The organism is Janibacter sp. Y6 (assembly GCF_040900765.1).
GTDB classification, from domain to species: Bacteria; Actinomycetota; Actinomycetes; order Actinomycetales; family Dermatophilaceae; genus Marihabitans; species Marihabitans melonis.
Genome location: NZ_JAKLYZ010000001.1, coordinates 602358 through 627017, shown reverse-complemented (window position 1 = coordinate 627017; position 24660 = coordinate 602358). Strand labels below are relative to the sequence as shown.

The following is a 24660-nucleotide window of genomic DNA, read 5'->3' as shown; positions in this document are numbered from 1 at the left end:
GGGGGACCCACCGGACATCCGGTGGGTCCCCCTTCGTGCGTCCGGTGGCTCGGGCGCGGGCCGCTGCTCAGCGCCGGCGCGTCACGACGTCGACGACCCGGCCCGGCAGGGAGCCCCACCACCGGATCGCCGACGGCGGGGCGAGCGCGGCCCGGACCCGTCGCCCGGTGTCGCGCGAGCGTCGCACCCGCGCGAGGAGGTCGTCGACGTCGCGCCCGACCTGCTCGACCTCGTCGGGCTCGGGGCGCCCGGGAGGGGCGTAGCGGGCTCCTTCGAGGGTCGTGACGACGCGATGCATCTGCTCTGTGCCGCGGCCGCCAACCCCGCTGCGCTGCACGAGGTGGTCGCCGGAGACCCGCGGCGTGGCGCCGGGCGGCGCGTCGATGCCGAGATCGCCCAGCCCCTCGACGAGCCGCTCCCACTCGCGCTCGACCTGCTCCTGGGGCGACCCGCGCCGCCGGCGCGCACGCTCGCGCAGCAGCAGGGCGGTGAGGGGGAGCACGGCGAGCAGGGCGACGACGAGCAGGGTGAGGAGCAGCGGTCGCTGCCACTGCACCTGGGTGCCCGTGTCGGCCTCCTCGACGGGTGCCGCGTCCTGCGAGGTGCTCGTCGCCGAGCTCGTCGTGCTCGAGCTCGTCGTCGAGGTCGACGACGTCGTGTCCTGCTGCGGCAGCGAGTAGCCCGGCAGGCTCGCGGCACGGCCGCCGGGGGTGGGCTCGAAGCGCAACCAGCCGACGCCGTCGATCCACAGCTCGGGCCACGCGTGGGCGTCCGACGCCCGCACGACGCGCTCCTGGGTGCTGCCGGTGCCGGGCAGGAAGCCGACGACGAAGCGCGCGGGGATGCCCTCGGCGCGGGCGAGGTGGACCATCGTCGCGGCGAACTGCTGGCAGTAGCCGCGCTTCGTGCGCAGGAACTGGCTGATGGGGTGCTCGCCCGGGAGGCGCTCGTCGAGCTCGAGGCTGTACGTGAAGTCGTTGCCGCGCAGGTAGGACTGGATCGCCTGAGCGCTCTCGAGCTGGCTGTCGCCGGGCTCGACGACCTCGTCGAGCACCTGGGCGAGCTCGCCGGCGATCTCGGGCTCGACCGCGAGGTACTCCTCGCGGTCCGGCAGGCCCGCCCCGGTGTCGCCGGCCGCCGCGACGACCGCCTCGGTCTCGTCGAGCGGCTCGTCGTAGCTGATCGTGTAGCTCTGCGCGTCGTCGGCGACGCGGACGACGCCGTCGGAGTCCATGCTCCACGGCGCCCCGACCTGGACGTCACGGGCGACGAAGGGGGCCGGCAGCTGCGGTGCGCGGACCTTCGACTCCACGACGGTCGTCGTGCGGCGCTCCTGGCCGAAACGGGTGACCCCCACGGCGTCGTCGTCGCCGAGCGGGACGGTGCCGGAGATCTCCGAGCCGATCCGGGCCCGTCCGTCGACGAAGCGGGTCGCCACGCCGACCCGCAGCGGCGGGGGGCTGGGGTCGTCGGTCTGGTAGCGCAGGACGGGGGAGGGGTCGGGGTCCTGCAGCGAGCGCCGCAGGTCGATCTCGCTGGACAGGCTCACCCGGGAGCGACCGCCCTCCGACTGGCCCGTGCCGTCGCGCAGCCCGTCGCCGATGTAGGTGCTCGGCAGGTGGGGCACGACCGTCGGCACGGCGATCGCGAGCGCGATGCCGGCGGCGGCGAGGCCGACCCCCTGGGTCGTGAAGTCCCGGCGGGCCCGCTCCTCGCCGTCCTCGCCCGGGTGCCCCGGGACATGGCTGACCCACCGGCGCAGCTGGTCTCCGTCCTGGTGGGCGAGGACGAGCAGCCACAGCGCGGCGGGGGCGGCGAAGGCGTGCCACGGCAGGCTGGTCTGGGCGTTCGCGGCGCTGATCGCGTAGAGCGCCAGCACCGGCAGGCCCGCGATGGTCGGCGACTCGGCGGTCGCCGCGGCGAGGTCGGCGGTGAGGGCGACGAGCCCGACGATGGCCGTGAGCGAGAAGGTGACGCCGGCGTCGACCGGGGCCGGCGCGGCGTAGGAGGTGATCGTGTCCTGCGACTGCAGGACGAGCTCGACGGCCCGCTCGACGGTGCGCGTCGTCGGCAGCGCGAACCACAGGGTGTCGCGGGCGAAGAGCCAGGCGAGGGCGAGAGCCAGGCCGAGGGCCTGGACGGGCAGCAGGACGGTGACAGCCCGGGTGCGCGTGCGCAGGGCGACGCCGAGCCCGACGACGACGAGGACGACGAGCGCCGCGGGGCGCATGAAGGAGGAGTCGACGAAGAGGTAGCGCAACGAGGCCGCGGCCGCGAGGACGGCGAGGGCCGTGATGACGGAGGTGATCGCCTGGCGCATCAGGCGGCCCCCGCCCGGGCGGCGACGAGGTGGTCCCACACCTCGGCGATGCGCGACCCCGGCTGCACGTCGACCGCTCGCCAGCCGCCGGCCGTGAGCGCGGCCGCCGTCGTGCTCGGCCGCTCGCCTGCCTGCTCGAAGGAGTCGGGGTCGACGACGAAGGCGATGCCGTGGCCGGTGCGGGTGAGGCGCTGGGCCTGCTCGTGCTCGAGCGGCCCGACGACGGCGACGACCGTGCCCCCGCCGGTCGCCGCGACCTCGGTCGCGGCGTCGACGAGCCCGTCCGGCCCGGTCCGGGAGCAGGTGGCGACGACGGCGAGGGCCTCGAGCGCGTCGTCGACGCCGCCGAGCGGGGCCAGCGGCTCGCTCGTCTCGTCGGCGGTCGCGAGGTAGGTCTCGAGGCCGTGGGCCACGAGGTGGGTGGCGACGGAGGCCGTCGCGCTCACCGACCACTCGAGGGAGCCGCCCCCACCGGTGCCGGCGTGCGAGCTCGCCCGGTTGTCCAGGAGGACGAGGGCCCGGCGTCGGCCGGGCTGCTCGTCCTGGCGCACCATCATCTGGCCGGTGCGTGCGGTCGACGGCCAGTGGATGCGGCGCAGCTCGTCGCCGCTGCGGTACTCGCGCACGCCGACGTCGCTCTCGCCGTGCAGCGCGAGCTGGTGCGAAGAGGACTCGTCGCCCCCGGACCCGGCGCGCATGACGGGCGTGCCGCGCAGGGGCACGGTGCGCGGCAGGACGAGCACGCTGTCGGTGCCGGAGACGACGACCTCGCGATGGGCCATGCCGAAGGCGTCGGTGACCCGCACGCTCAGCGGGCCGACGGGGTGCCGCCCGCGCACGTGGGAGCGCACGCGGTACTGCACCTCGCGCTCCTCGCCGGGGGCCAGGCGGGCGACGAGCATGCGGGGCCGGTCGCCCAGGGCGTACGTCACCTGGTCCTCGGCGACGAGCAGGGGAGAGGTCGTGCGGCCGGTGTTGCGCAGCACGAGGTGGACCGAGGCGGGGGTGCCCGTCGTGACCTTCGGCGGGTCGACGGTGCGCGAGGTGACGAGCCCGAAGGGGCGGGAGACGAGCAGCCGGGCGAGGAGGGGCAGGACGAGCAGGAGCGCCCCGGCCCGGGTGAGGTCGGGCACGCCGAGCAGCACCCCGGCGGCGGCCAGCGAGATGCCCAGGCCGAGGACGACCGCGCCGCGCGAGGTCAGCCTGTTCAGCCGCGATCCCATGACCTAGCGCCTGCCGGGCACCCGCGTGCGGGCGATGACGTCCTCGACGACCCCGGCCGGGGTGAGCCGCGAGACGTGCGCCTCGCTCGTGAGGATGATGCGGTGGGCGAGCAGGGGGACCGCGAGGGCCTGCACGTCGTCGGGCAGCACGTGGTCGCGCCCGGCGAGGGCGGCGCGCGCCCGGGCCGCCCGCAGCACGTGGAGGGTGGCACGCGGCGAGGCGCCGAGCCGGATGGCGGGGTGGGAGCGGGTCGCGGCGGCGACGTCGACGACGTAGCGGCGCGCAGCCTCGGAGGCGTGCACGCGACGCACGACCCGGATGAGCTCGGCGACCCCCTCGGCGTCGGTGACCGGCCGGACGTCGTCGAGGGGGGACGCCGCGCCGTGGTGGTCGAGCATCTCGACCTCGGCGCGCGGGTCGGGGTAGCCGACGGACACCCGCGCCATGAAGCGGTCGCGCTGGGCCTCGGGCAGGGGGTAGGTGCCCTCCATCTCGACGGGGTTCTGGGTCGCCATGATCATGAAGGGGTGGGGCAGCGCGTGGGTCTGCCCGTCGACGGTGACCTGGTGCTCCTCCATGCACTCGAGCAGGGCCGACTGGGCCTTGGGCGAGGCGCGGTTGATCTCGTCGCCGACGACGACGTTGGCGAAGACCGCGCCGGGCCGGAACTCGAAGACCCGGTTGTCCTGGTTGAAGACGCTCACGCCGGTGATGTCGCTCGGCAGCAGGTCGGGGGTGAACTGCACCCGTCGAACCGAGGCGTCGACCGAGCGGGCGAGGGTCTTGGCGAGCATCGTCTTGCCGACCCCCGGCACGTCCTCGACGAGCAGGTGGCCCTCGGCGAGCATGACGGTGATCGCGGTGCGCACGACCTCGGGCTTGCCCTCGATGACCGCGCTCATCGTCGCGGCGAGGCGTTCGCCCACCTCGACGAGGTGCTCCAGCTCTGATGTCGTCGGGGCGCTCGGACGGATGTCGTTGACCGGGATCACCCGGGCTCCTTCCCCCCGGCCGTGCCGACCGGGTCCTCGGTGAGGTCGAGGTCATCCCACCACGCCCCACTGTGCTCCCGACCCTATGGCGAAGGGGTGCCCTCGCGAGGCCTCGGGGGGCGACAGGCCCCGGGATCAGCGGGATCTGTCATGGGCAGCCGCCCGGTGGAGCCGTCGGCCGGCTGCTCGAAGGCGCTGGTGCGCCAGATCTGCCCCACTTCGCACCACCCCCGAGAAATGGCGAATTCTCGGGTGAGAAATCACGGATCCGTCACGGTTGCGGCTGTCTTTCGGGGGCAGGGTGGAGTAAAGTGGGGGACATCGGGACACGGTGGCGCCCGGAGGGTCGAGCAGAGCGGGAGGTGGGTCGTGTTCCTCGGTACCCACACGCCTCGTCTCGACGACAAGGGCCGCCTCTTCCTCCCCGCGAAGTTCCGCGACCGTCTGGCCACCGGCCTCGTCGTCACCCGTGGGCAGGAGCGCTGCCTCTACGTCTTCCCGCTCGAGACCTTCACGCAGATCGCCACCGACATGCAGAAGGCCCCGACGAGCAGCCGGGCCGCCCGCGACTACATGCGCGTCTTCCTCTCGGGCGCCTCCGACGAGATCCCCGACAAGCAGGGCCGGGTGACCATCCCGGCCGCCCTGCGCCAGTACGCGGGCCTGAGCAAGGACTGCACCGTCATCGGTGCCGGCAACCGGCTCGAGGTCTGGGACTCGCAGGCCTGGACCGACTACCTCGCGGCCACCGAGCAGGCCTTCTCCGACCAGTCCGACGAGGTGATCCCGGGCCTGATGTAGCTGCTGGGCCCTGGCCTCCAGCCGAGCCGATGCCGACGCGTCTTCCCCCGCGCCGGACCGGTCCGGATGGGGACCAGGACCCAGCAGCCCGAGCAGATGCAGCAGTCGCACGAGCACCGCACCACCACGCACCACCACGACGTACGAGCAGAGGAGGACGAGCATGACGACGACGACCGGCCCCGGCGCCGCCGACCGGCACGTCCCCGTCATGCTCGAGCCGGTCCTGGACCTGCTCGGCCCCGTGCTCGTCCCCGGCGCCGTGCACGTCGACGGCACGCTCGGCATGGGCGGCCACGCCGAGGCCGTCCTCGCCCGCCACCCCGGGGTGCGCCTCGTCGCCATCGACCGCGACCCGCTCGCCCTCGACCTCGCGCGGGCCCGGCTGGCCCCCTTCGCCGACCGGGTCGACTACGCCCACGCCACGAACGACGAGATCGGCGACGTCCTCGACGACCTCGGCATCGAGTGCGCGCAGTCGATGTTCTTCGACCTCGGGGTGAGCAGCTTCCAGCTCGACGAGGCCGAGCGCGGCTTCGCATACGCCCAGGACGCCCCGCTCGACATGCGGATGGACCCGGGCGCACCGACGACCGCCGCCGACGTGCTCAACACCTACGACGAGCGCGAGCTCACGCGGGTGCTCCAGGAGTACGGCGAGGAGCGCTTCGCCCGCCGGATCGCCCGGTCCGTCGTGCGCGAGCGCGAGGTCGCCCCCTTCGAGACCTCCGCCCGGCTCGTCGAGGTGCTCCGGGCGAGCATCCCGGCCGCCTCGCAGCGCACCGGGGGCCACCCGGCGAAGCGGACCTTCCAGGCCCTGCGCATCGAGGTCAACGCCGAGCTCACCGTCTGGGAGCGCGCGCTGCCCGAGGCGCTGCGCCGGCTCTGCGTCGGCGGACGCCTCGCCGTGCTGTCCTTCCACTCCCTCGAGGACCGCATCACCAAGCGCGCCCTCGCCGCCGGCGCGACCTCGACGACCCCGCCCGGGCTGCCGGTCGAGCTGCCCGAGCACGCCCCCGAGCTGCGCCTGCTCACCCGCGGCGCGGCCACCCCCGACGCGGCCGAGCTCGCCGCGAACCCCCGATCCGCCTCGGTCCGCCTCCGCGCGGCCGAGCGCACCCGACCCGTCCGCGCCCCCGAGAGGACCTCCCGATGAGCCAGCTGCAGACCGCGACCACCGTCGCCCGGCGCGCCCCCGCGAAGGGGGGCCAGCAGCGCGAGCTGCGCGTGCTCACCGCCGCGGACGCGACCGGCTCGCCGCTCTTCCCGATGCTCGTCGTCGCGCTGCTCGTCGCCGGTCTGGCCGCCGTCCTCGCCCTCAACGCGAAGATGGCGCAGGACTCCTTCGAGGTCGGGCGCCTCGAGGCGCGCTCCGCCGAGCTCTCCGACACCCAGGAGGCCCTCGTGCAGGCCGTCGACGCGCGCTCGGCACCGCAGAACCTCGCGACCAAGGCCCGCGAGCTCGGCATGGTCCCCGCCGACACCGCGGCCTTCGTCGACCTCGAGCGCGGGCGGGTCCTCGGCGTGGCGAAGGCGGCGAAGAAGCCCGAGGGATTTAGCGTGGACGCAGCGGCGCGGGCGACGCCCCGGGCGAGCACGACGAGCGCGCCGGCCTCGGGCGACCAGGACTGACGCCCCGACGAGACCGACCGCACCCGACCAGGCAGGAGACGACGTGACGCAGCGCCGCACCCCCGCCTCGAGCACCCGCACGGCGAAGGGGTCGACCTCCGCCTCCTCGAGCACCTCGACCCGGTCGACGGCGAGCTCCTCGTCCGCCGCCCGGCGGGCCGCGGCGAAGAAGGCCGCGGCGTCCCGGACGGGCACGACGAAGCCCACCACCACGAAGGCGCCCACGTCCAAGGCCTCCTCGAAGGTTTCCTCGGGGCGGACCTCGTCGAGCGCCCGCACCCGCGCGACGGCAGCACCGTCCTCTGCCCGCCGCCCGGCCGCACGGACCGGCGCGAGCACGGGCTCCTCCACGCGCGGCGCCCGCACGAGCGCCGCCGGCGCGACCCGGCGCAGCACGACCGGACCGGGCGCGTCGCGCACCGGCACCCGGACCACCCGTCCGACGAGCTCGCGCCGCGGCGGCGGGTCGGCGCCCCCGCGCGGCCCGCGTCGTCGTGGTGGTGGCGGTGGAGGAGACGTGCCCCCGGCCGGCAACCCGCGGATGCGGATGCGCGGGCTCATGGTCGCCAGCCTCTTCGTCCTCAGCCTCTTCGCCGCCCAGCTCATGCGCATCCAGGGCTTCGACTCGGCCGAGGTCGCGGCCGACGCCCTCGCCCAGCGCACGACGACCGAGTCGATCCCGGCGCGCCGGGGCACGATCACCGACGCCCACGGCACGGTGCTCGCCAGCTCGGCCGAGCGGCGCATCGTCGTCGTCGACCAGACCGCGGTCCCCGCCTACGAGAAGGAGGTCGGCGGCACGCGCACCGAGGTCGGTGTCGCCGGCGCCGCCAAGGACCTCGCGCCGCTCCTGCGCCAGGACGAGGACGACCTCGTCGAGGCGATGACCGGCGAGCGTCGCTACGTCATCCTCGCCAAGAACCTCTCGCCGCTCACGTGGCGCAAGATCAGCGCCCTGGGCATCCCCGGCGTGTACAGCGAGCGCTCCTCGCAGCGCACCTACCCGCAGTCGACGACCGTCGCCAGCCTCGTCGGCTTCGTCCAGCCCCAGGACCAGACGGCCGGCGGCGGGCTCGAGCTCATGCTCGACGACACGCTCAAGGGCACGCCCGGCACCGCGACCTACGAGGTCGCCATGGACGGCAGCCGGCTGCCCAACGCCGGGTCCGACGTCAGCTCGGCCAAGCCGGGCAAGGACGTGCGCCTGACGATCGACAACGACGTGCAGTGGTACGCGCAGAACGCCCTGGCCGCGAAGGTCGAGGAGACCGATGCGCTCTCGGGGACCGTCGTCGTCCAGCGGGTCGACACGGGCGAGCTCGTCGCGCTCGCCTCGTACCCGACCTTCGACCCGAACGACATCGGCGACGGCAAGGGCGTCTTCGCCAACCTCGCCTTCAGCGACGCCTTCGAGCCCGGCTCGACGGCCAAGATCATGACGGTGGCCGCCGGTCTCGAGGAGGGCACGATCACGCCGTCGAGCCCGATGGTCCTGCCCGACCACCTCCAGCGCTACGACGCCACCCTGCGAGACAGCCACCCGCACCCCGTCGAGTACCGCACCGTCGGCGGCGCGCTCGCCGAGTCGAGCAACGTCGGCATGATGCTCATCGGCGAGACGATGAAGCCCAAGACGCTCGAGGAGTACTTCCGCAAGTTCGGGCTCGGCAGCAAGACCGGCTCGGGCTTCCCGGGCGAGTCCGAGGGGATCATGCCGCCGTCGGAGAAGTGGGACGGCGTGCAGCGCTACACCGTCACCTACGGCCAGGGCCTGTCGACGACGGCCGTGCAGGTCGCCGGCGTCTTCCAGACCATCGCCAACAAGGGTGTGCGCGTCGCCCCGAGCCTCGTCGCCGAGACCTCCGACGGCGAGGGCGGATGGACCCCGGCACCGGCCGCGAAGCGCGAGCGCGTCGTCTCGCAGAGCACCGCGACCTCGGTGAGCCGGATGCTCGAGGGCGTCGTCAGCGAGGAGGGCACCGCCCCCAAGGCCAAGATCGACGGCTACCGCGTCGCCGGCAAGACGGGCACCGCCGACCGCTACGACGACAAGACCGGCGGCTACTCGGGCAAGACGGCGAGCTTCATCGGCTACGCCCCCGCCCAGGACCCCCAGCTCGTCGTCGCCGTCATCCTCCAGCGCCCCGTCAAGGGCTACTTCGGCGGCCAGGTCGCCGCGCCGGTCTTCAAGGACGTCATGACCCACGCCCTGCAGACCCAGGAGGTCCCGCCGGCCGCGGACGACAAGGTCAAGCCCATCTCGACCCGGCTGAAGAAGGCCCCCGCAGAGGGCACGCCCGGTCTGCTGAAGGACCGGGGCAACCCGGGGGACAGGTAGGCTCGCTCGTCGTGCCATCGCCCCGCCCGCAGACCATCGACCCGGTCGCGCTCCAGGCGGTGTCGGAGGCTGCAGGACGCAGCAGCGACATCGTCGGGGACGCCGACCTCACCGTCACCGGTGTCACCCTGAGCACCTTCTCTGTCCGCCCCGGTGACCTCTACGCGGCCCTGCCGGGGGCCAACGCCCACGGTGCCTCGTACGCCGCCGCCGCCGTCCGCGAGGGTGCTCGCGCCCTGCTCACCGACGTGCGCGGCCTCGAGCTGGCCCGCGAGGCCGGCGTCGACGTGCCCGCCGTCGTCGTCGCCGACCCGCGCTCCGTCCTCGGCCGCGTCGCGGCCGCCGTCTACGGCACCGGGACGCCGGGCGGCCCGGGCGTGCGCTCCTTCGGCATCACCGGGACGAACGGCAAGACGACGACCGCCTACCTCCTCGCCGCCGCTCTCGAGGCGCTCGGGCGCAGCACGGGTCTCATCGGCACCGTCGAGACGCGGATCGGCCAGGAGCGAGTCCCGAGCGCACGCACGACGCCCGAGAGCCCCGACCTGCACGCCCTGCTCGCGGTGATGCGCGAGCGCGGCGTCGACGACTGCGTCATGGAGGTGAGCAGCCACGCCCTCGTCCTCCACCGCGTCGACGAGGTCGTCTACGACGTCGCGCTCTTCACCAACCTCTCGCAGGACCACCTCGACTTCCACGACGGCATGGAGGACTACTTCGCCGCCAAGGCGAGCCTTTTCACCCCCGAGCGCTCCCGCGCGGGCGTCGTCTGCGTCGACGACGCGTGGGGTCGCCGCCTCGCCGCGCAGGCCGGCGTGCCCGTGAGCACCGTCTCCTCCGACCCCGCCGTCCCCGCGGACCTCGTCATCACCTCGGTCGCCGGCCCCGCCTTCGTCCTCGAGGGCGACGGGGTGAGCCTGGCCCTGCGCAGCCCGCTGCCGGGCGGCTTCAACCGCACGAACACCGCGGTCGCGGCGGCCGCCCTGCTCGTCGCCGGCCACGACCCCGCCGAGGTGGCCCGCGCCGTCGGCGCCGAGCCGCGCGTGCCGGGCCGGATGGAGGTCGTCGCGGCCCCCGAGGGTGCCGACGCCGCGCTCCTGCCCCGCGTCGTCGTCGACTTCGCGCACACCCCCGACGCCGTGGCCGCCGCGCTGGCCGCCCTGCGCGAGGGCACCACGGGCCGGCTCGTCGCCGTCCTCGGCGCCGGCGGGTCCCGAGACCCCGGCAAGCGACCCGGCATGGGCCGCGCCGCGGCCGACCACGCCGACCTCGTCGTCGTCACCGACGACAACCCCCGCTCCGAGGACCCCGCGGCGATCCGCGAGGCCGTCGCCTCGGGCGCCCGCCAGGGCGGTGCCGAGCTCGACGTCGTCGCCGACCGCCGGGCCGCCGTCGAGCACGCCGTGCGCGCCGCCGGGCCCGGGGGAGTCGTCGCGCTCCTCGGCAAGGGGCACGAGAGCGGGCAGGAGGTCGACGGGGTGGTCACCCCCTTCGACGACCGCGTCGTCGCCCTCGAGGCGCTCACCGCCCTCGCCACGGAGGTGGCCCGATGATCGCCCTCACCCTCGCCGAGCTCGCCCAGGTCACCGGGGGCACCGTCCACGGCGACCCCGCCGTCGTCGTCGACGGCCCGGTCGTCACCGACGCCCGTGAGGCCGCCGCCGGCAGCCTCTACGTCGCCCGCGTCGGCGAGCACGCCGACGGGCATGCCTACGTGCCCCAGGCCGCCGAGCGCGGCGCGAGCGCCGCCCTCACCACCCGACCCGTCGACGGGCTGCCGTGCGTCGTCGTCGAGGACACCCAGGCCGCCTTCGTCGCCCTGAGCCGGGCCCTGATCGACCGCCTGCCGCAGCTGCACGTCGTCGGGATCACCGGGTCCTCGGGCAAGACGAGCACGAAGGACCTCCTCGGCGCGGTCCTGGCCGCCGACGGCGAGACCGTCGCGCCGCAGGGCTCGTACAACTCCGAGGTCGGCGTCCCGCTCACGGTCTGCCGGGTCACCGAGCGCACCCGCCACCTCGTCGTCGAGATGGGCGCCCGCGGCGCCGGGCACATCGCCTACCTCACGACGATCGCGCCGCCCCAGGTCGGCGTCGTGCTCAACGTCGGGCATGCCCACGTCGGCGAGTTCGGCTCCGTCGAGCACGTCGCCGTCGCGAAGTCCGAGCTCGTCGCCGCGCTGCCCGCGGACGGCGTCGCGGTCCTCAACGCCGACGACCACCGCGTCCGCGCCATGGCGGAGGTCACCGCGGCCCGCGTCGTCCTCGTCGGCGAGGCGCAGGACGCGGAGGTCCGTGCCACCGACGTCGTCCTCGACGAGGCCGGCCGTCCGCGCTTCACCGTCACCGCCCCCTTCGGCACCGCCCAGGTCGCGCTGCCGCTCGTCGGGCGCCACCACGTCGGCAACGCCCTCGCGGTGATCGCCGCCGCGCACGCCTGCGGTCTGGCCCTCGACGACGTCGTCGCGACGCTCGCGCAGGCCCGCCCGGCGAGCCGCTGGCGGATGGAGGTCACCGAGCGCCCCGACGGGGTGCGGGTGGTCAACGACGCCTACAACGCCAACCCCGACTCCATGGAGGCCGCCCTGCGCGCGCTCGCCGCGATGTCCTGCCGCGGCCGCCGGGTCGCCGTGCTCGGCTCGATGCTCGAGCTCGGCGAGGAGTCGCCCGCGCTGCACCGCGGCGTCGGCGAGCTCGCCGGCGCGCTCGGGGTCGACCTCGTGCTCGCCGTCGGCGACCTCGCCCGCGACATCGCGGACGGCGCCCGCGACAGCGGCGTCGCCACGGTCGAGACCGTGGCCGACGTCGACGCCGCGCAGACCCTGCTGCACGAGCGACTCGCCCCCGGCGACGTCGTGCTGCTCAAGTCCAGCCGTGACGCCGGGCTACGGTGGCTCGGAGATCGGCTCAGCCACAGAGAGGACGCGCAGTGAAGGCGGTGCTCATCGCGGCAGTGGTCTCGCTCGTCGTGGCCCTGCTCGGGACGCCCATGCTCATCAAGGTGCTCGTGCGCCAGGGGTACGGCCAGTTCATCCGTGACGACGGCCCCACCTCGCACCACACGAAGCGCGGGACGCCGACGATGGGCGGGGCGGTGATCATCCTCGCCGCGGTGCTGGCCTACGCCGTCGCGCACCTCGCGACGTGGTCGCTGCCGACGGCCAGCGGGCTGCTCGTGCTCTTCCTCATGGGCGGCATGGGGCTCGTCGGCTTCGCCGACGACTACATCAAGATCAGCAAGCAGCGCAGCCTCGGGCTGCGCTCGCACGAGAAGCTCATCGGGCAGACCCTCGTCGGCGTGATCTTCGCGATCCTCGCCCTGCAGTTCCCCAACGACTCCCTGCGCACGCCGGCCTCGACGCACATCTCCTTCGTGCGCGACACCCCGCTCGACCTCGCCTTCGCCGGGCCGATGGTCGGCATCGTCCTCTTCGTCCTGTGGGCCAACCTCATGATCGCCGGGACGAGCAACGGCGTGAACCTCACCGACGGCCTCGACGGCCTCGCGACCGGGGCCTCGGTCATGGTCTTCGCCGCGTACGTGCTCATCTCCATCTGGCAGTTCAACCAGAACTGCCAGATCGAGCCCGGCCTCAAGTGCTACGACGTGCGCGACCCGCTCGACCTCGCGGTGGTCGCCGCGGCGGGCATGGGCGCCTGCTTCGGCTTCCTGTGGTGGAACGGCTCGCCGGCGAAGATCTTCATGGGCGACACGGGCTCGCTCGCGCTCGGCGGCGCGCTGGCCGGGCTGGCGATCACGACCCGCACCGAGCTCCTCATCGTCATCCTCGGCGGACTCTTCGTGACGATCACCCTGTCGGTGATCATCCAGGTCGCCTCCTTCAAGTCCACCGGCAAGCGCGTCTTCCGGATGGCACCGCTGCAGCACCACTTCGAGCTGCTCGGCTGGCAGGAGGTGACGATCGTCATCCGCTTCTGGATCATCGCGGGGCTCTTCGTCGCCCTCGGCCTGGCGATCTTCTACGCCGAGTGGGTCGTCGGCGCGTGAGGGACCTCAGCACGCTGACGCACCGCGACGCGGACTGGTCGGGCCTGCGGGTCGTCGTCACCGGCCTCGGGGTCTCCGGCTTCGCCGCCGCCGACGCCCTGCTCGAGCGGGGCGCTCAGGTGAGCGTCGTCGACGGCACCGCCCCCGCGGAGGGCTCGCCGATGGCGCAGCGCTCGACGATCCTCGAGGTGCTCGGCGCCCGGATGCTCCTGGGCGACGCGGCCCCGGCGGGCCTGCTGGACGACGGGGTCGACCTCGTCGTCACCTCGCCCGGGTGGCCGCCGACCCAGCCCCTGCTCGCCGACGCCGCCGCCCGCGGCATCACCGTGTGGGGCGAGGTCGAGCTCGCCTGGCGGATGCGCCCCGAGCACGGCGGCGCGCCGTGGATCACGCTCACCGGCACCAACGGCAAGACGACGACGGTGCAGATGCTCACCTCGATCCTCACCGCGGCCGGGCTGCGCGCGTGCAGCGCGGGCAACGTCGGCACCCCGATCCTCGAGGCGGTCCTGCACCCCGACCCCTACGAGGTCATCGCCGTCGAGCTGTCGAGCTATCAGCTGCACTGGCAGGACTCGGTGCGCCCGCTCGCCTCCGCCTGCCTCAACATCGCCCCCGACCACCTCGACTGGCACGGCGGGTACGACGCCTACCTCGCGGCGAAGGGCAAGGTCTACGAGGGCACCGAGGTGGCCTGCGTCTACAACGAGGACGACCCGACGACCCGACGCCTCGTCGAGGCCGCCGACGTCGTCGAGGGCTGCCGGGCCGTCGGCTTCACCCGCTCCAGCCCGGGGTTGTCCATGCTCGGCCGCGTCGAGGACCTCCTCGTCGACCGCGCCTTCGTGCCCGACCGCGGCCGGCAGGCCGCCGAGCTCGCGAGCCTGGCCGACCTCGGCGACGAGGGCGACGGGGTGCCCGACCACGTCGTCGCCAACGCCCTGGCCGCCGCCGCCCTCGCCCGTGCCTGCGGCGTCCCGCCCTCGGCCGTGCGCGACGGGCTGCGCGCCTGGCGACCCGAGCCCCACCGAATCGCCCACGTGCTCACCGTCGACGAGGTCCGGTGGGTCGACGACAGCAAGGCGACCAACCCGCACGCCGCCGCCGCGTCGCTCTCGGCATACGAGCACGTCGTGTGGATCGCCGGAGGGCTGCTCAAGGGCGCCGAGGTCGACGACCTCGTCGCCGCGAACGCGCACCGCCTGCGCGCCGTCGTCCTCATCGGGCGTGACCGCGACCAGATCGCCGCGGCGATCGCGCGACACGCACCCGATGTCCCCGTCCTCGACATCGCCGCCACCGACACTGAGGCGATGGATCTCGTCGTGGGTCAGGCCGCGGCCGTCGCTCAGCCGGGCGACGTCGTGCTGCTCGCCCCCGCGGCGGCCTCCATGGACATGTTCGAGAGCTACGTGGCCCGCGGCGAGGCCTTCGCCACGGCCGTGCGGCGCCACCACGAGCAGGGATGAGCCGATGAGCAGCAACGCGACGAGCGGGGGGCGCCCGGTCGGTCGCACCACCCGTCTGCCCCGGGGCAAGGCCGGGTCCTGGACCCGCCTCGTCGACTCCCCGCTGACGACCTACTACGGGCTGCTCGGCATCGTCGGCATCCTCGTCACCGTCGGGCTCGTCATGGTCCTGTCGGCCTCGATGATCGTCTCGCTCAAGCAGAACGACTCGTCGCTGACGATCTTCTTGAAGCAGCTCGTCTTCGCGGTCCTCGGTCTCGCGGCGATGTGGTTCGCCGCGACCCGGTCCATCGCCTTCTGGCGGCGCAGCGCGATGCTCCTGCTCGCCGGCGGCGTCGGGCTGCTCGCCCTCGTGCCCCTCGTCGGCTACGGCTTCCAGGGCAACAAGAACTGGATCGGCGTCGGGCCCGTGAGCATCCAGCCCAGCGAGATCGCCAAGATCGGGCTCGTCCTCGGCGGTGCGCTTGTCCTCGAGCGCAAACGCGCGGCCCTGGGCGACATCCGCCAGGCCGTCGTCCCCTTCGTCGCGCCCATCGGGCTGGGCATCCTCACCCTCGTGATGATCGGCCACGACCTCGGCACGGCGATGGTCATCGCCGCGATCGTCGTCGGCATGCTCTTCGCCGCGGGCGTGCGGATGCGGTGGTTCGGCCTGGCGCTCGGGGTCCTCGGCGTCCTCGTCGCGATCATGGCCTCGGTGAGCAGCAACCGCATGGAGCGGATCGCGATCTGGCTCGACCCGGCGCGCTGCGCGCCCGGCACCGACCTCTACTACGCCATCTGCCGGCAGCCGATGCACGGGCGCTACGCCCTCGCCGACGGCGGCTGGTGGGGCGTCGGCCTCGGCGGCAGCCGCGAGAAGTGGGGCTGGCTCTCCGAGCCGTACAACGACTTCATCTTCGCGATCATCGGCGAGGAGCTCGGCCTCTTCGGCAGCCTCGGGGTCATCGCCCTCTTCGCCGGTCTCGCGGTCGTCGGGATGCGTCTCGTGAGCTCGACCGAGGACTTCTTCGTCCGGGTCGCCACGGCCGGCATCTGCACGTGGGTCCTCGTGCAGGCGATGATCAACATCGGCTCGGTCATCGGCATGCTCCCGGTCATCGGGGTGCCGCTGCCCTTCGTCTCCTCCGGCGGCTCCTCGCTCGTGACGACGATGCTCGCCGTCGGCATCCTGCTCTCCTTCGCCCGCGCCGAGCCGACGTGCGCGGCGGCCCTGGCCTCGCGCCCCTCCCGCCTGCACACCCTCATCCCCGCCCGCCTCACCCGACGGAGCAGCAGCGCATCATGAGCACCACCCCCACGAGCCCACGCAGCGTCCTGCTCGCCGGAGGGGGGACGGCCGGGCACGTCTCGCCGCTGCTCGCCCTCGCCGACTGCCTGCGACGGCGTGACCCCGAGGTCGCGATCCTCGCGGTGGGCACCGAGCAGGGCCTGGAGTCACGTCTCGTGCCCGCGCGCGGGTACGAGCTCGCGACCATCCCCAAGGTGCCGCTGCCGCGTCGCCCCTCCGGCGACCTGCTGCGCCTGCCCGGTGCGATGCGCCGTGCGGTCGCCCGGGCGGGCGAGCTCGTCGAGTCCAGCGGCGCCGAGGTCGTCGTCGGCTTCGGCGGGTACGTCTCGACCCCCGTCTACCTCGCCGCCCGGCGGCGCGGCGTCCCGGTCGTCGTGCACGAGCAGAACGCCCGGGCCGGTGTGGCCAACCGGGTCGGCGCCCGGATGACCCGCCACGTCGGCATCACCTTCCCCCAGACCGAGCTCGCGCACGCCACCGTCACCGGCATGCCGCTGCGCCGTGAGATCGCCGACCTCGACCGGGCCGCGCGCCGGGCCGAGGGACGCGCGCACCTCGGCCTGCACCCGGACCTGCCCACCGTGCTCGTCACCGGCGGGTCGCTCGGGGCCAAGCGCCTCAACGACGCCTTCGCCGCGAGCGTGGCCGACCTCGGCGCCGCCGGCGTGCAGGTCCTGCACGTCACCGGGCGGGACAAGGACTTCGAGCCCGTCGGAGCGGTGCCCGGCGTCCCGTACGTCGTCGTGCCCTACCTCGACCGGATGGACCTCGCCTACGCCGCCGCCGACGTCGCCGTGTGCCGCTCCGGGGCCAACACCGTGTGCGAGCTGACGGCCGTCGGGCTGCCCGGTCTCTACGTGCCCCTGCCCATCGGCAACGGCGAGCAGCGGCTCAACGCCACGGGCGTCGTCGCCGCGGGCGGCGGCACCCTCACCGAGGACTCCGAGGTCACCCCGGCGTGGGTGCGTGACGTCGTCGTGCCCCTGCTCGGCGACCGCGAGCGGGTCGCGACGATGTCGCTCGCGGCCTCCGCCGTCGGCGAGCGCGACGGCGACGAGCTGCTCGCCGACCTCGTCGGCCGGGCCCTCGTGGCCGCGCGCGGGTCGGGGGAGGGCGCATGAGCGTGCGCGACCGCCTGCCCTTCCGTCTCGACGTCGACGCGCCGGTCCCGCCCCTGGCCGAGCTCGGCCGGGTGCACGTCCTGGCCGTCGGTGGCGCGGGCATGTCTGCCGTCGCCCGTCTGCTCCTCGACGCCGGTGCCCGCGTGAGCGGCAGCGACGCCAAGGACGGCCCCGTCCTGGACGAGCTGCGTCGCCGGGGTGCGCAGATCTGGGTCGGTCACGACCCGGCCCACGTCGACGGCGTCGACACCGTCGTCGTGTCCTCGGCGATCCGTGACAGCAACCCCGAGCTCGTCGCCGCCCGCGAGGCCGGCACACGCGTGCTGCACCGCAGCCAGGCCCTCGCGGCCGCGATGGGAGAGCAGCTCAGGGTCGCGGTCGCCGGGGCGAACGGCAAGACGACGACGTCGTCGATGCTCACCTCGGCCCTGCTGCACCTCGGCGCCCGGCCCTCCTTCGCCCTCGGCGGCGAGCTCGCGAGCCAGGGCACGAACGCCGCCCTGGGCGAGGGGCCCGACTTCGTGGCCGAGGCCGACGAGTCCGACGGCTCCTTCCTCGTCTACCACCCCGACGTCGCGGTCGTGACGAACGTGCAGGCCGACCACCTCGACTTCTACGGCGACCTCGCCACGGTCGAGCAGGCCTACGCCGAGTTCGCCCGGACCGTGCGCCCCGGCGGCCTCGTCGTCGCCTGCGCCGACGACCCGGGCTCGGCCCGGCTCGCCGACGCGGTCCGCGACGCCGGCGGTGCGCACCCCGACGGCGGGCAGGCGACGCGTGTCGTCACCTACGGCTTCTCGCCCGACGCCGACGTCCGGCTCGCCGACCCGGTGCTCGAGGGTCACGGCGCGCGGGCCCAGGTCGCGCTCAAGGGCGTCGTGCACGACCTCGTGCTGCGCGTCCCCGGGCGGCACAACCTGCTCAACGCCGCGGCGGCCCTCGCCGCGGCCGTGCTCGGCTGCGGGCACGACGCCCGCGCGGTGCTCGCCGGTCTCGCGGACTTCGCCGGCACCCGCCGCCGCTTCGAGGTGCGCGGCGAGGTCGACGGCATCACCGTCGTCGACGACTACGCGCACAACCCCGGCAAGGTGAGCGCCGTCGTCGCCACCGCCTCCGAGATCGCCCGGCCGGGCCGCCTGCTCGTCATCTTCCAGCCGCACCTGTACTCGCGCACCGCCGACTTCGCCACGGACTTCGCGGCCGGGCTCGCCCCGGCCGACGACGTCGTCCTGCTGCCGATCTACGGGGCGCGGGAGGACCCGGTGCCCGGGGTGACCTCCGAGGTCGTCGCGGAGCCGTTGCGCGCGGCCGGTCGGGTCGTCGCCGTGCTCGAGCCCGAGGCCGCCGTCGCGCACGTCGTCGCCCAGGCGCGCCCGGGCGACCTCGTCATGACGATCGGCGCGGGCGACGTCACCGCGCTCGGTGCGCCGGTCATCGAGGGCCTGCGGCAGCGATGACGAGCACCCAGCACGCGCGCTTCGAGCAGCGCCAGGCCGATCTCGCGGCCGACCGCCGCCGCCGGTGGGCCTGGGGGAGCGGAGCAGTCGCCGTCCTCGCCGCGGGGGTCTACGTCGTCGGCTTCAGCCCTCTCCTCGCCGTCCAGGACGTCGACGTCGTCGGGGCCGAGCCGGGCGACACCGCGGCCATCGGCGAGCTCGCCGCCGGCGCCCACGGCCGGCCCCTGGCCCGGGTCGACGTCGGCGCCATCGTCGACGGCGCCGAGGCCCGGCCCGGGGTCGAGTCGGCGACCGTCGTGCGCGACTGGCCGCGCACCCTTCGCGTCGAGGTCGTGCCCCGCATCCCCGCCCTGGCCGTGAACCGAGGTAAAGGTCAGGTAGAGGTCTACGACATCGACGGCGTCCGCATCCGCTCGACGGGGTCGGTGCCGAAGGGGGTCCCGACGATCTCCGCGGACCGAGGGGCCGAGGTGAGCGGGCACGGCGTCACGACCGCGCTGTCGATGCTCGAGGCCCTGCCGCAGGGCGTGCGCGACCGGGTCTCGGCGGTCACCGTCGACGCCGCCGACCGGGTGAGCTTCCGCATCGGGCGCACGACCGTCGTCTGGGGCGACGAGGCGCAACCTCAGCTCAAGGTGCAGGTCATCGACGTGCTCCTCAAGGGGCGTCCGAAGGTGCTCGACGTCTCGGCCCCCGACACCCCCGTCACCCGCTGATCACGCCCGCGCGCAGGTGCGTCCGGGCCCCGTCGAGAGCACAGTCCGGCCACGATCTGCAGACCCGTCCCGACACGCGGGGGACCTGCCTTGCGACGGGCGTCCGTGACGCATAACGTCAGCGGCACACCGGTCGTGATCAAAACGTAACTCTCAAGTTGACGTCGAGATTTCGTCTCGAGAAGTCCAGCACGTCACCCATCCAGGAGAACCCCCGTGGCATCTGCCCAGAACTACCTCGCCGTCATCAAGGTCGTCGGCATCGGCGGTGGAGGTGTCAATGCCATCAACCGGATGATCGAGGTCGGCCTCAAGGGCGTCGAGTTCATCGCCATCAACACCGATGCCCAGGCCCTCCTCATGAGCGACGCCGACGTCAAGCTCGCCGTGGGTCGCGAGCTCACCCGCGGTCTCGGCGCCGGCGCCGACCCCGAGGTCGGCCGCAAGGCCGCCGAGGACCACGCCGACGAGATCGAGGAGGTCCTCAAGGGGGCCGACATGGTCTTCGTCACCGCGGGTGAGGGCGGTGGCACCGGCACCGGTGGCGCGCCCGTCGTCGCGAAGATCGCCAAGTCGCTCGGTGCCCTGACGATCGGTGTCGTCACCCGCCCCTTCACCTTCGAGGGCCGCCGCCGCGCGACCCAGGCCGAGACCGGCATCCAGTCGCTGCGCGACGAGGTCGACACCCTCATCACGATCCCCAACGACCGGCTGCTCTCGATCAGCGACCGCGCCGTGTCGATGCTCGACGCCTTCCGCAGCGCCGACCAGGTGCTCCTCTCCGGTGTCCAGGGCATCACCGACCTCATCACCACCCCGGGTCTGATCAACCTCGACTTCGCCGACGTCAAGTCCGTCATGCAGGGCGCGGGCTCGGCTCTCATGGGCATCGGCTCGGCCCGCGGCGAGGACCGCGCGGTCCAGGCGGCCGAGCTGGCCATCAGCAGCCCGCTGCTCGAGGCGAGCATCGACGGCGCGCACGGCGTGCTCCTGTCGATCCAGGGTGGCTCCGACATCGGTCTATTCGAGATCAACGAGGCCGCCCGCCTCGTCCAGGAGGGCGCGCACCCCGACGCGAACATCATCTTCGGTGCCGTCGTCGACGACGCGCTCGGCGACGAGGTGCGGGTGACGGTCATCGCCGCCGGCTTCGACGGCGGTGCGCCGAACGCCCGGCCCGACGAGCGGGCCCTCGGCACGATCCAGGGCTCGAGCCAGCAGGGCTCGGGCCAGCAGGGGTCGAGCCAGCGCGGCGCGCAGCAGGGCGGTCAGCAGCGCCCGCAGGGCGGGCAGCCCGTCTCGCAGGGTCAGCGCCCGGCACCGGCCCAGCAGCCGGCCGCCCAGCCCCAGCAGCGCCCCCAGCCGCAGCCGGTCGGCGGCCAGGGCGGTCAGCGCGAGCAGGCCGCCCCCGCGCAGCCCGTCGCCGTGCCGGTGCAGGACGAGGCCCAGCAGGCCCCGGCCGCCCCGCAGGAGCGCCCGCAGGTGCAGCAGCCCCCGCGTCAGGTGACCTTCGACGAGGGCGACGACCTCGACGTCCCCGACTTCCTCAAGTGAGGGTGCGCTGAGCACCCTGCACGACGTGAGCGAGCACCCCTTCGCCCCCCTGCCGACGCAGCACCCGCTGCGCTGGGAGAGCCGGGACGAAGGGGTGCTGCGCGCTGTCACCCATCGGCTCGGCGGGGTGAGCGAGGGTCCCTACGACGGGCTCAACCTCGGGGGCCACGTCGGTGACGACCCCACGGCGGTCGCCCGCAACCGCACGCTCGTCGAGGAGGCGGTCGGCACCCCGGTCGCCTACATGGACCAGGTGCACGGCGCCGACGTCGTCCACGTGCGCGCGGCCGGCGGGTCGCCGACGTGCGACGCGATGGTGAGCGACACCCGCGGCGTCACGCTCGCCGTGCTCGTCGCCGACTGCACCCCGGTGCTCCTGCACGACGCCCGGGCCGGGGTCGTCGGCGCGGCGCACGCGGGTCGGCCCGGCATGCTCGCCGGGGTCGTCCCCGCGACCGTCGCGGCCATGCGCGACCTCGGGGCCGAGCAGATCACCGCCACGCTGGGGCCGTCGGTGTGCGGCCGCTGCTACGAGGTGCCGGCCGCGATGCGCGAGGACGCCGCCGCCACCAGCCCGGCGTCCTACGCCATGACCTGGCAGGGCACCCCGGCGATCGACGTCGCGGCCGGTGTCGTCGAGCAGCTGGCCGCCCTCGACGTCGCCGTCCAGTGGCTGCCCGGCTGCACCCGCGAGGACCCGACCCTCTACTCCTACCGCCGCGACGGCACGACCGGCCGGCTCGCCGGGCTCGTGGGGCTGGCATGAGCGCCACCCCCGAGCGCGTCGCCGAGCTGCAGGAGCGGCTGGCCGCGGTCCACGCGCGGATCGACGCCGCGTGCGCGGCCACCGGTCGCCCGCGTGACGAGGTCCGGCTCGTCGTCGTCACGAAGTACTTCCCCCGCAGCGACCTCGATGCCCTCGTCGGGCTCGGGGTGCGCGACGTCGCGGAGTCCCGCGCCCAGGAGGCGACGGCCAAGCTCGCCGAGGGCGACGGCCCGCCGCCGGGCGTGCGCACCCACTTCGTCGGGCAGATCCAGAGCAACAAGGCCGGCGAGATCGCCCGCCTGGCCGACGTCGTGCACTCGCTGGACCGGGCGAAGGTCGTGCGTGCCCTCGCCCGGGGCGCCCAGGCCGCCGGGCGCGAGGTGACCGGCCTCGTCCAGGTCGACCTCGAGGGGTCCGACGCCGGGCGCGGCGGGGCGCAGCCGCAGGACGTGCCCGCACTGGCCGATCTCGTCGTCGAGAGCGGGCTGCACCTGGGCGGGGTGATGGCCGTCGCCCCCCGGGGTGCGGACCCGGCGCCCGCCTTCGCCCGGCTCGCCGAGCTCGCGGCGCAGGTGCGCGCCGAGCACCCGGGTGCGGTGATGATCTCGGCGGGCATGAGCGGCGACCTCGAGCAGGCCGTGGCCCACGGGGCGACACACCTGCGTGTCGGCAGCGCAATCCTCGGAGATCGGCAGTCCCACCGGTAACTTCGGTCACGACCGGCGAGTGGAGCGGCCCCGTGAGGCTGCAGGCAAGGAAGTAGAGACATGGGACTGCGTGACGCGATGGTGTACCTCGGCCTGGCCGAGGATCAGAAGCGCTACGACGACTACGAGGACCAGTACGTCGACGAGGCGGACGAGAGCTATGACGAGGTCGAGGAGGCGCCCCGCGCCGAGGTGACCCGGCTGCGCCCCGTCGAGCGCCACGACCACGCCGCTGCCGTCCGGGAGGTGCCTGTGGGCCAGCTCAACCGCATCACGACCATCCACCCGCGCACGTACAACGACGCCCGAGCCATCGGCGAGAGCTTCCGCGACGACGTGCCGGTCATCATGAACCTCAGCGACATGGACGACTCCGACGCCAAGCGTCTCGTCGACTTCGCCGCGGGGCTCGTCTTCGGCCTCCACGGGTCGATCGAGCGCGTGACGAACAAGGTCTTCCTGCTCTCGCCGGAGCACATCGAGGTCGCCGCGGAGGGGGCCGACGAGCCTGCCGCGCGCAACCTCTTCAACCAGAGCTGACCGCGCACCGCTCGCCGTCCCGCCCGACGCCCGGCCCCTCGTCCGACGAGGAGCCGGGCGTCGCGTGTCGTACCCGGTGCGGGGAGCTCGCAGGTCGGCAGGTTTAGATAGGGCTCATGGAGCTGATCCGGGCCGTCGTCCACCTCGTGCTGTACGCCTTCTTCCTCGTGCTCATCGGGCGGCTGATCTTCGACTGGATCCAGGTCTTCGCCCGCGAGTGGCGGCCCCGCGGGATCGTCCTCGTCGTCGCCGAGGTCGTCTACTCGATCACCGACCCGCCGCTCAAGGCCATCCGCAAGGTCATCCCGCCGCTGCGTCTCGGCGGCGTCCAGCTCGACCTCGCCTTCCTCGTGCTCATCCTCGGTGTCTCGATCCTGCTGCGTATCATCTAGGGTGACTCGATGCCTGCTCGCGGGAGCGACAGGCGTCTCACGTGTCCGTGCAACGAGGAGAAGAGATGGCGCTGACGCCTGAGGACGTCCTCAACAAGACGTTCACCCAGACCCAGTTCCGACGGGGTTACGACGAGCGCGAGGTGGACGACTTCCTCGACGAGGTGGTCGCCGAGATGCGCCGCATGGTCAAGGACGGCGAGGACCTGCGGGCCCGCGTCCAGGACGGCGACGCCCCGGCGACGACGTCCGCCGCGGCCGCGCCCGCCCCGGCCGGTGACTCCGGCCAGGCCGTCAAGGAGCGCGACGCGCTCATGCGGCGCAACGACGAGCTCAAGGCCCGTCTGGAGAAGGAGCAGAGCGCCCTCGCCGACGCGCAGAAGCGCGCGAGCGAGGCCGAGGCGCGCGTCAAGGCGCTCGAGGAGCAGCAGGGGCGCGAGTCCCAGTCGCGCGACGAGCAGGCCGCCGCCGCCAAGCGCGGTGCCGACGAGCGCGTCAGCACCGTCACCGCCCGCGCGGAGGAGGCCGAGAAGGCCGCCCAGGAGCGCATCGCCAAGGCCGAGGCCGACGCGAAGAAGGCGGAGGCCGACGCCAAGAAGGCCCAGGAGGACGCCCAGCGCCGCCGCGAGGCCGCCGAGCGCGCCGCCGCCGAGGCCGAGGCGAAGGCCCAGGCCGCCCAGCAGGCGCCAGCGCCCGCCGCGGCTCCCGGCCAGGGTGACCAGGCCGCTGCCTTCGCCGGTGGTGCCGCCACCGGTGGTGGGGCCAGCGGTCTCATCGCGCTCGCTCAGCGCCTGCACGACGAGCACGTCGCCGAGGGCCAGTCCCAGCACGACAAGCTCGTCGCCGAGGCGAAGGCGAAGTTCGAGGAGCTCGTCGGCCAGGGCCAGGCGCGTCACGACGAGCTCGTGACGAAGGGCCAGACCCAGCACGACGACCTGCTCTCGCGCGGCAAGGCCGAGAACGAGAAGCTCGTCGGCGAGGGCACCTCGCAGCGCGACAAGCTCATCGGCGACGCCACGAGCAAGAGCCAGGGCATGGTCGCGGAGGCCGAGGAGAAGAAGAAGCGCATTCTCGGCGACCTCGAGCAGCGCAAGACCGAGGTCGAGAAGCAGATCGCGGACCTCAAGACCTTCGAGAAGGACTACCGCTCGCGGCTCAAGGACTACATCTCGGGCCAGCTCGCCGAGCTCGACACCGTCGGGACGACCGAGCGCCCGGCGCAGACGCAGGGCTGACCCGGCGCCCGAGAGGGCACCACGGCTCCACGACGACGGGGGTGAGCGCGCAGGTCGCGCTCACCCCCGTCGTGCTGTCCTGCGCCGACACCGGACA

The 24660-nt window shown here is 74.1% G+C and carries 21 protein-coding genes; 18 read left to right on the top strand and 3 right to left on the bottom strand.

The window, feature by feature from the left end; translation table 11 throughout:
* Nucleotides 1–67 precede the first annotated feature (67 nt).
* The 3 genes from L6241_RS02900 to L6241_RS02890 are packed head-to-tail and all read right to left on the bottom strand — an operon-like array spanning nt 68 to nt 4536.
* Nucleotides 68–2320: a DUF3488 and transglutaminase-like domain-containing protein gene (locus L6241_RS02900; RefSeq protein WP_368244738.1), complete on the bottom strand. Its 2253-nt coding sequence runs from the start codon at nt 2318–2320 to the stop codon at nt 68–70.
* Nucleotides 2320–3543, bottom strand: a complete 1224-nt coding sequence (locus L6241_RS02895; protein ID WP_368244736.1) for a DUF58 domain-containing protein — start codon at nt 3541–3543, stop codon at nt 2320–2322. The genes L6241_RS02900 and L6241_RS02895 overlap by 1 nt, the downstream gene beginning before the upstream one ends.
* A 3-nt stretch (nt 3544–3546) precedes the next feature.
* Nucleotides 3547–4536 (bottom strand): MoxR family ATPase, encoded by a 990-nt coding sequence (locus L6241_RS02890; protein WP_232311850.1) that lies wholly within the window; start codon nt 4534–4536, stop codon nt 3547–3549.
* A gap of 369 nt (nt 4537–4905) precedes the next feature.
* On the opposite strand from L6241_RS02890, the gene mraZ reads away from it, so the two are divergent.
* The 18 genes from mraZ to L6241_RS02800 all read left to right on the top strand — a co-directional run bounded on the left by mraZ (nt 4906) and on the right by L6241_RS02800 (nt 24563).
* Nucleotides 4906–5337: a division/cell wall cluster transcriptional repressor MraZ gene (gene mraZ / locus L6241_RS02885; protein ID WP_068275024.1), complete on the top strand. Its 432-nt coding sequence runs from the start codon at nt 4906–4908 to the stop codon at nt 5335–5337.
* A 163-nt stretch (nt 5338–5500) separates the two neighbouring features.
* A complete protein-coding gene (rsmH, locus tag L6241_RS02880; RefSeq protein ID WP_368244733.1) occupies nt 5501–6493 on the top strand; it encodes a 16S rRNA (cytosine(1402)-N(4))-methyltransferase RsmH in 993 nt (330 codons plus the stop codon).
* Nucleotides 6490–6969, top strand: a complete 480-nt coding sequence (locus L6241_RS02875; RefSeq protein ID WP_368244731.1) for a hypothetical protein — start codon at nt 6490–6492, stop codon at nt 6967–6969. The genes rsmH and L6241_RS02875 overlap by 4 nt, the downstream gene beginning before the upstream one ends.
* A gap of 43 nt (nt 6970–7012) precedes the next feature.
* Complete coding sequence (locus L6241_RS02870; protein ID WP_368244730.1) at nt 7013–9307, top strand: peptidoglycan D,D-transpeptidase FtsI family protein; 2295 nt, start codon at nt 7013–7015, stop codon at nt 9305–9307.
* Between the two features lie 11 nt (nt 9308–9318).
* A complete protein-coding gene (locus L6241_RS02865) occupies nt 9319–10860 on the top strand; it encodes a UDP-N-acetylmuramoyl-L-alanyl-D-glutamate--2,6-diaminopimelate ligase (protein WP_368244728.1) in 1542 nt (513 codons plus the stop codon).
* Nucleotides 10857–12239, top strand: coding sequence for a UDP-N-acetylmuramoyl-tripeptide--D-alanyl-D-alanine ligase (gene murF, locus L6241_RS02860; RefSeq protein WP_368244726.1), 1383 nt, complete (start codon nt 10857–10859; stop codon nt 12237–12239). Before L6241_RS02865 ends, murF begins: the two co-directional genes overlap by 4 nt.
* Nucleotides 12236–13315, top strand: a complete 1080-nt coding sequence (gene mraY, locus L6241_RS02855; RefSeq protein WP_123093405.1) for a phospho-N-acetylmuramoyl-pentapeptide-transferase — start codon at nt 12236–12238, stop codon at nt 13313–13315. The genes murF and mraY overlap by 4 nt, the downstream gene beginning before the upstream one ends.
* Nucleotides 13312–14784 carry a UDP-N-acetylmuramoyl-L-alanine--D-glutamate ligase gene (murD, locus tag L6241_RS02850; RefSeq protein ID WP_224766723.1) on the top strand — a complete coding sequence of 491 codons (1473 nt, stop codon included), beginning with the start codon at nt 13312–13314 and terminating at the stop codon, nt 14782–14784. The genes mraY and murD overlap by 4 nt, the downstream gene beginning before the upstream one ends.
* A gap of 4 nt (nt 14785–14788) precedes the next feature.
* Nucleotides 14789–16072, top strand: a complete 1284-nt coding sequence (ftsW, locus tag L6241_RS02845; RefSeq protein WP_368244723.1) for a putative lipid II flippase FtsW — start codon at nt 14789–14791, stop codon at nt 16070–16072.
* Nucleotides 16069–17196 carry an undecaprenyldiphospho-muramoylpentapeptide beta-N-acetylglucosaminyltransferase gene (gene murG / locus L6241_RS02840; protein WP_368244721.1) on the top strand — a complete coding sequence of 376 codons (1128 nt, stop codon included), beginning with the start codon at nt 16069–16071 and terminating at the stop codon, nt 17194–17196. Before ftsW ends, murG begins: the two co-directional genes overlap by 4 nt.
* Nucleotides 17193–18653 carry a UDP-N-acetylmuramate--L-alanine ligase gene (gene murC, locus L6241_RS02835; protein WP_368244719.1) on the top strand — a complete coding sequence of 487 codons (1461 nt, stop codon included), beginning with the start codon at nt 17193–17195 and terminating at the stop codon, nt 18651–18653. Before murG ends, murC begins: the two co-directional genes overlap by 4 nt.
* On the top strand, nt 18650–19369 hold the full coding sequence (locus L6241_RS02830; RefSeq protein ID WP_368244717.1) for a cell division protein FtsQ/DivIB: 720 nt from the start codon (nt 18650–18652) through the stop codon (nt 19367–19369). Before murC ends, L6241_RS02830 begins: the two co-directional genes overlap by 4 nt.
* 216 nt (nt 19370–19585) lie before the next feature.
* Nucleotides 19586–20923, top strand: coding sequence for a cell division protein FtsZ (gene ftsZ, locus L6241_RS02825; RefSeq protein WP_123093399.1), 1338 nt, complete (start codon nt 19586–19588; stop codon nt 20921–20923).
* A gap of 94 nt (nt 20924–21017) precedes the next feature.
* Entirely contained in the window at nt 21018–21689 is a 672-nt protein-coding gene (gene pgeF, locus L6241_RS02820; RefSeq protein ID WP_308222080.1) for a peptidoglycan editing factor PgeF, read from the top strand.
* On the top strand, nt 21686–22396 hold the full coding sequence (locus tag L6241_RS02815) for a YggS family pyridoxal phosphate-dependent enzyme (RefSeq protein ID WP_368244715.1): 711 nt from the start codon (nt 21686–21688) through the stop codon (nt 22394–22396). The genes pgeF and L6241_RS02815 overlap by 4 nt, the downstream gene beginning before the upstream one ends.
* Before the next feature lie 60 nt (nt 22397–22456).
* Nucleotides 22457–22936, top strand: a complete 480-nt coding sequence (locus L6241_RS02810; protein WP_068275063.1) for a cell division protein SepF — start codon at nt 22457–22459, stop codon at nt 22934–22936.
* Between the two features lie 116 nt (nt 22937–23052).
* Nucleotides 23053–23328 (top strand): YggT family protein, encoded by a 276-nt coding sequence (locus L6241_RS02805; protein ID WP_068275066.1) that lies wholly within the window; start codon nt 23053–23055, stop codon nt 23326–23328.
* A gap of 65 nt (nt 23329–23393) precedes the next feature.
* Entirely contained in the window at nt 23394–24563 is a 1170-nt protein-coding gene (locus L6241_RS02800; RefSeq protein WP_368244712.1) for a DivIVA domain-containing protein, read from the top strand.
* The last annotated feature ends 97 nt before the right edge of the window (nt 24564–24660 follow it).

Bases quoted from the DNA above. Each gene is read 5' to 3' on its own strand.
- L6241_RS02900 (WP_368244738.1), bottom strand. From the start codon at position 2,320: ATGCGCCAGGCGATCACCTCCGTCATCACGGCCCTCGCCGTCCTCGCG.
- L6241_RS02895 (WP_368244736.1), bottom strand. From the start codon at position 3,543: ATGGGATCGCGGCTGAACAGGCTGACCTCGCGCGGCGCGGTCGTCCTC.
- rsmH (WP_368244733.1), top strand. From the start codon at position 5,501: ATGACGACGACGACCGGCCCCGGCGCCGCCGACCGGCACGTCCCCGTC.
- L6241_RS02875 (WP_368244731.1), top strand. From the start codon at position 6,490: ATGAGCCAGCTGCAGACCGCGACCACCGTCGCCCGGCGCGCCCCCGCG.
- murF (WP_368244726.1), top strand. From the start codon at position 10,857: ATGATCGCCCTCACCCTCGCCGAGCTCGCCCAGGTCACCGGGGGCACC.
- ftsW (WP_368244723.1), top strand. From the start codon at position 14,789: ATGAGCAGCAACGCGACGAGCGGGGGGCGCCCGGTCGGTCGCACCACC.
- murG (WP_368244721.1), top strand. From the start codon at position 16,069: ATGAGCACCACCCCCACGAGCCCACGCAGCGTCCTGCTCGCCGGAGGG.
- murC (WP_368244719.1), top strand. From the start codon at position 17,193: ATGAGCGTGCGCGACCGCCTGCCCTTCCGTCTCGACGTCGACGCGCCG.
- L6241_RS02830 (WP_368244717.1), top strand. From the start codon at position 18,650: ATGACGAGCACCCAGCACGCGCGCTTCGAGCAGCGCCAGGCCGATCTC.
- L6241_RS02815 (WP_368244715.1), top strand. From the start codon at position 21,686: ATGAGCGCCACCCCCGAGCGCGTCGCCGAGCTGCAGGAGCGGCTGGCC.
- L6241_RS02810 (WP_068275063.1), top strand. From the start codon at position 22,457: ATGGGACTGCGTGACGCGATGGTGTACCTCGGCCTGGCCGAGGATCAG.
- L6241_RS02805 (WP_068275066.1), top strand. From the start codon at position 23,053: ATGGAGCTGATCCGGGCCGTCGTCCACCTCGTGCTGTACGCCTTCTTC.
- L6241_RS02800 (WP_368244712.1), top strand. From the start codon at position 23,394: ATGGCGCTGACGCCTGAGGACGTCCTCAACAAGACGTTCACCCAGACC.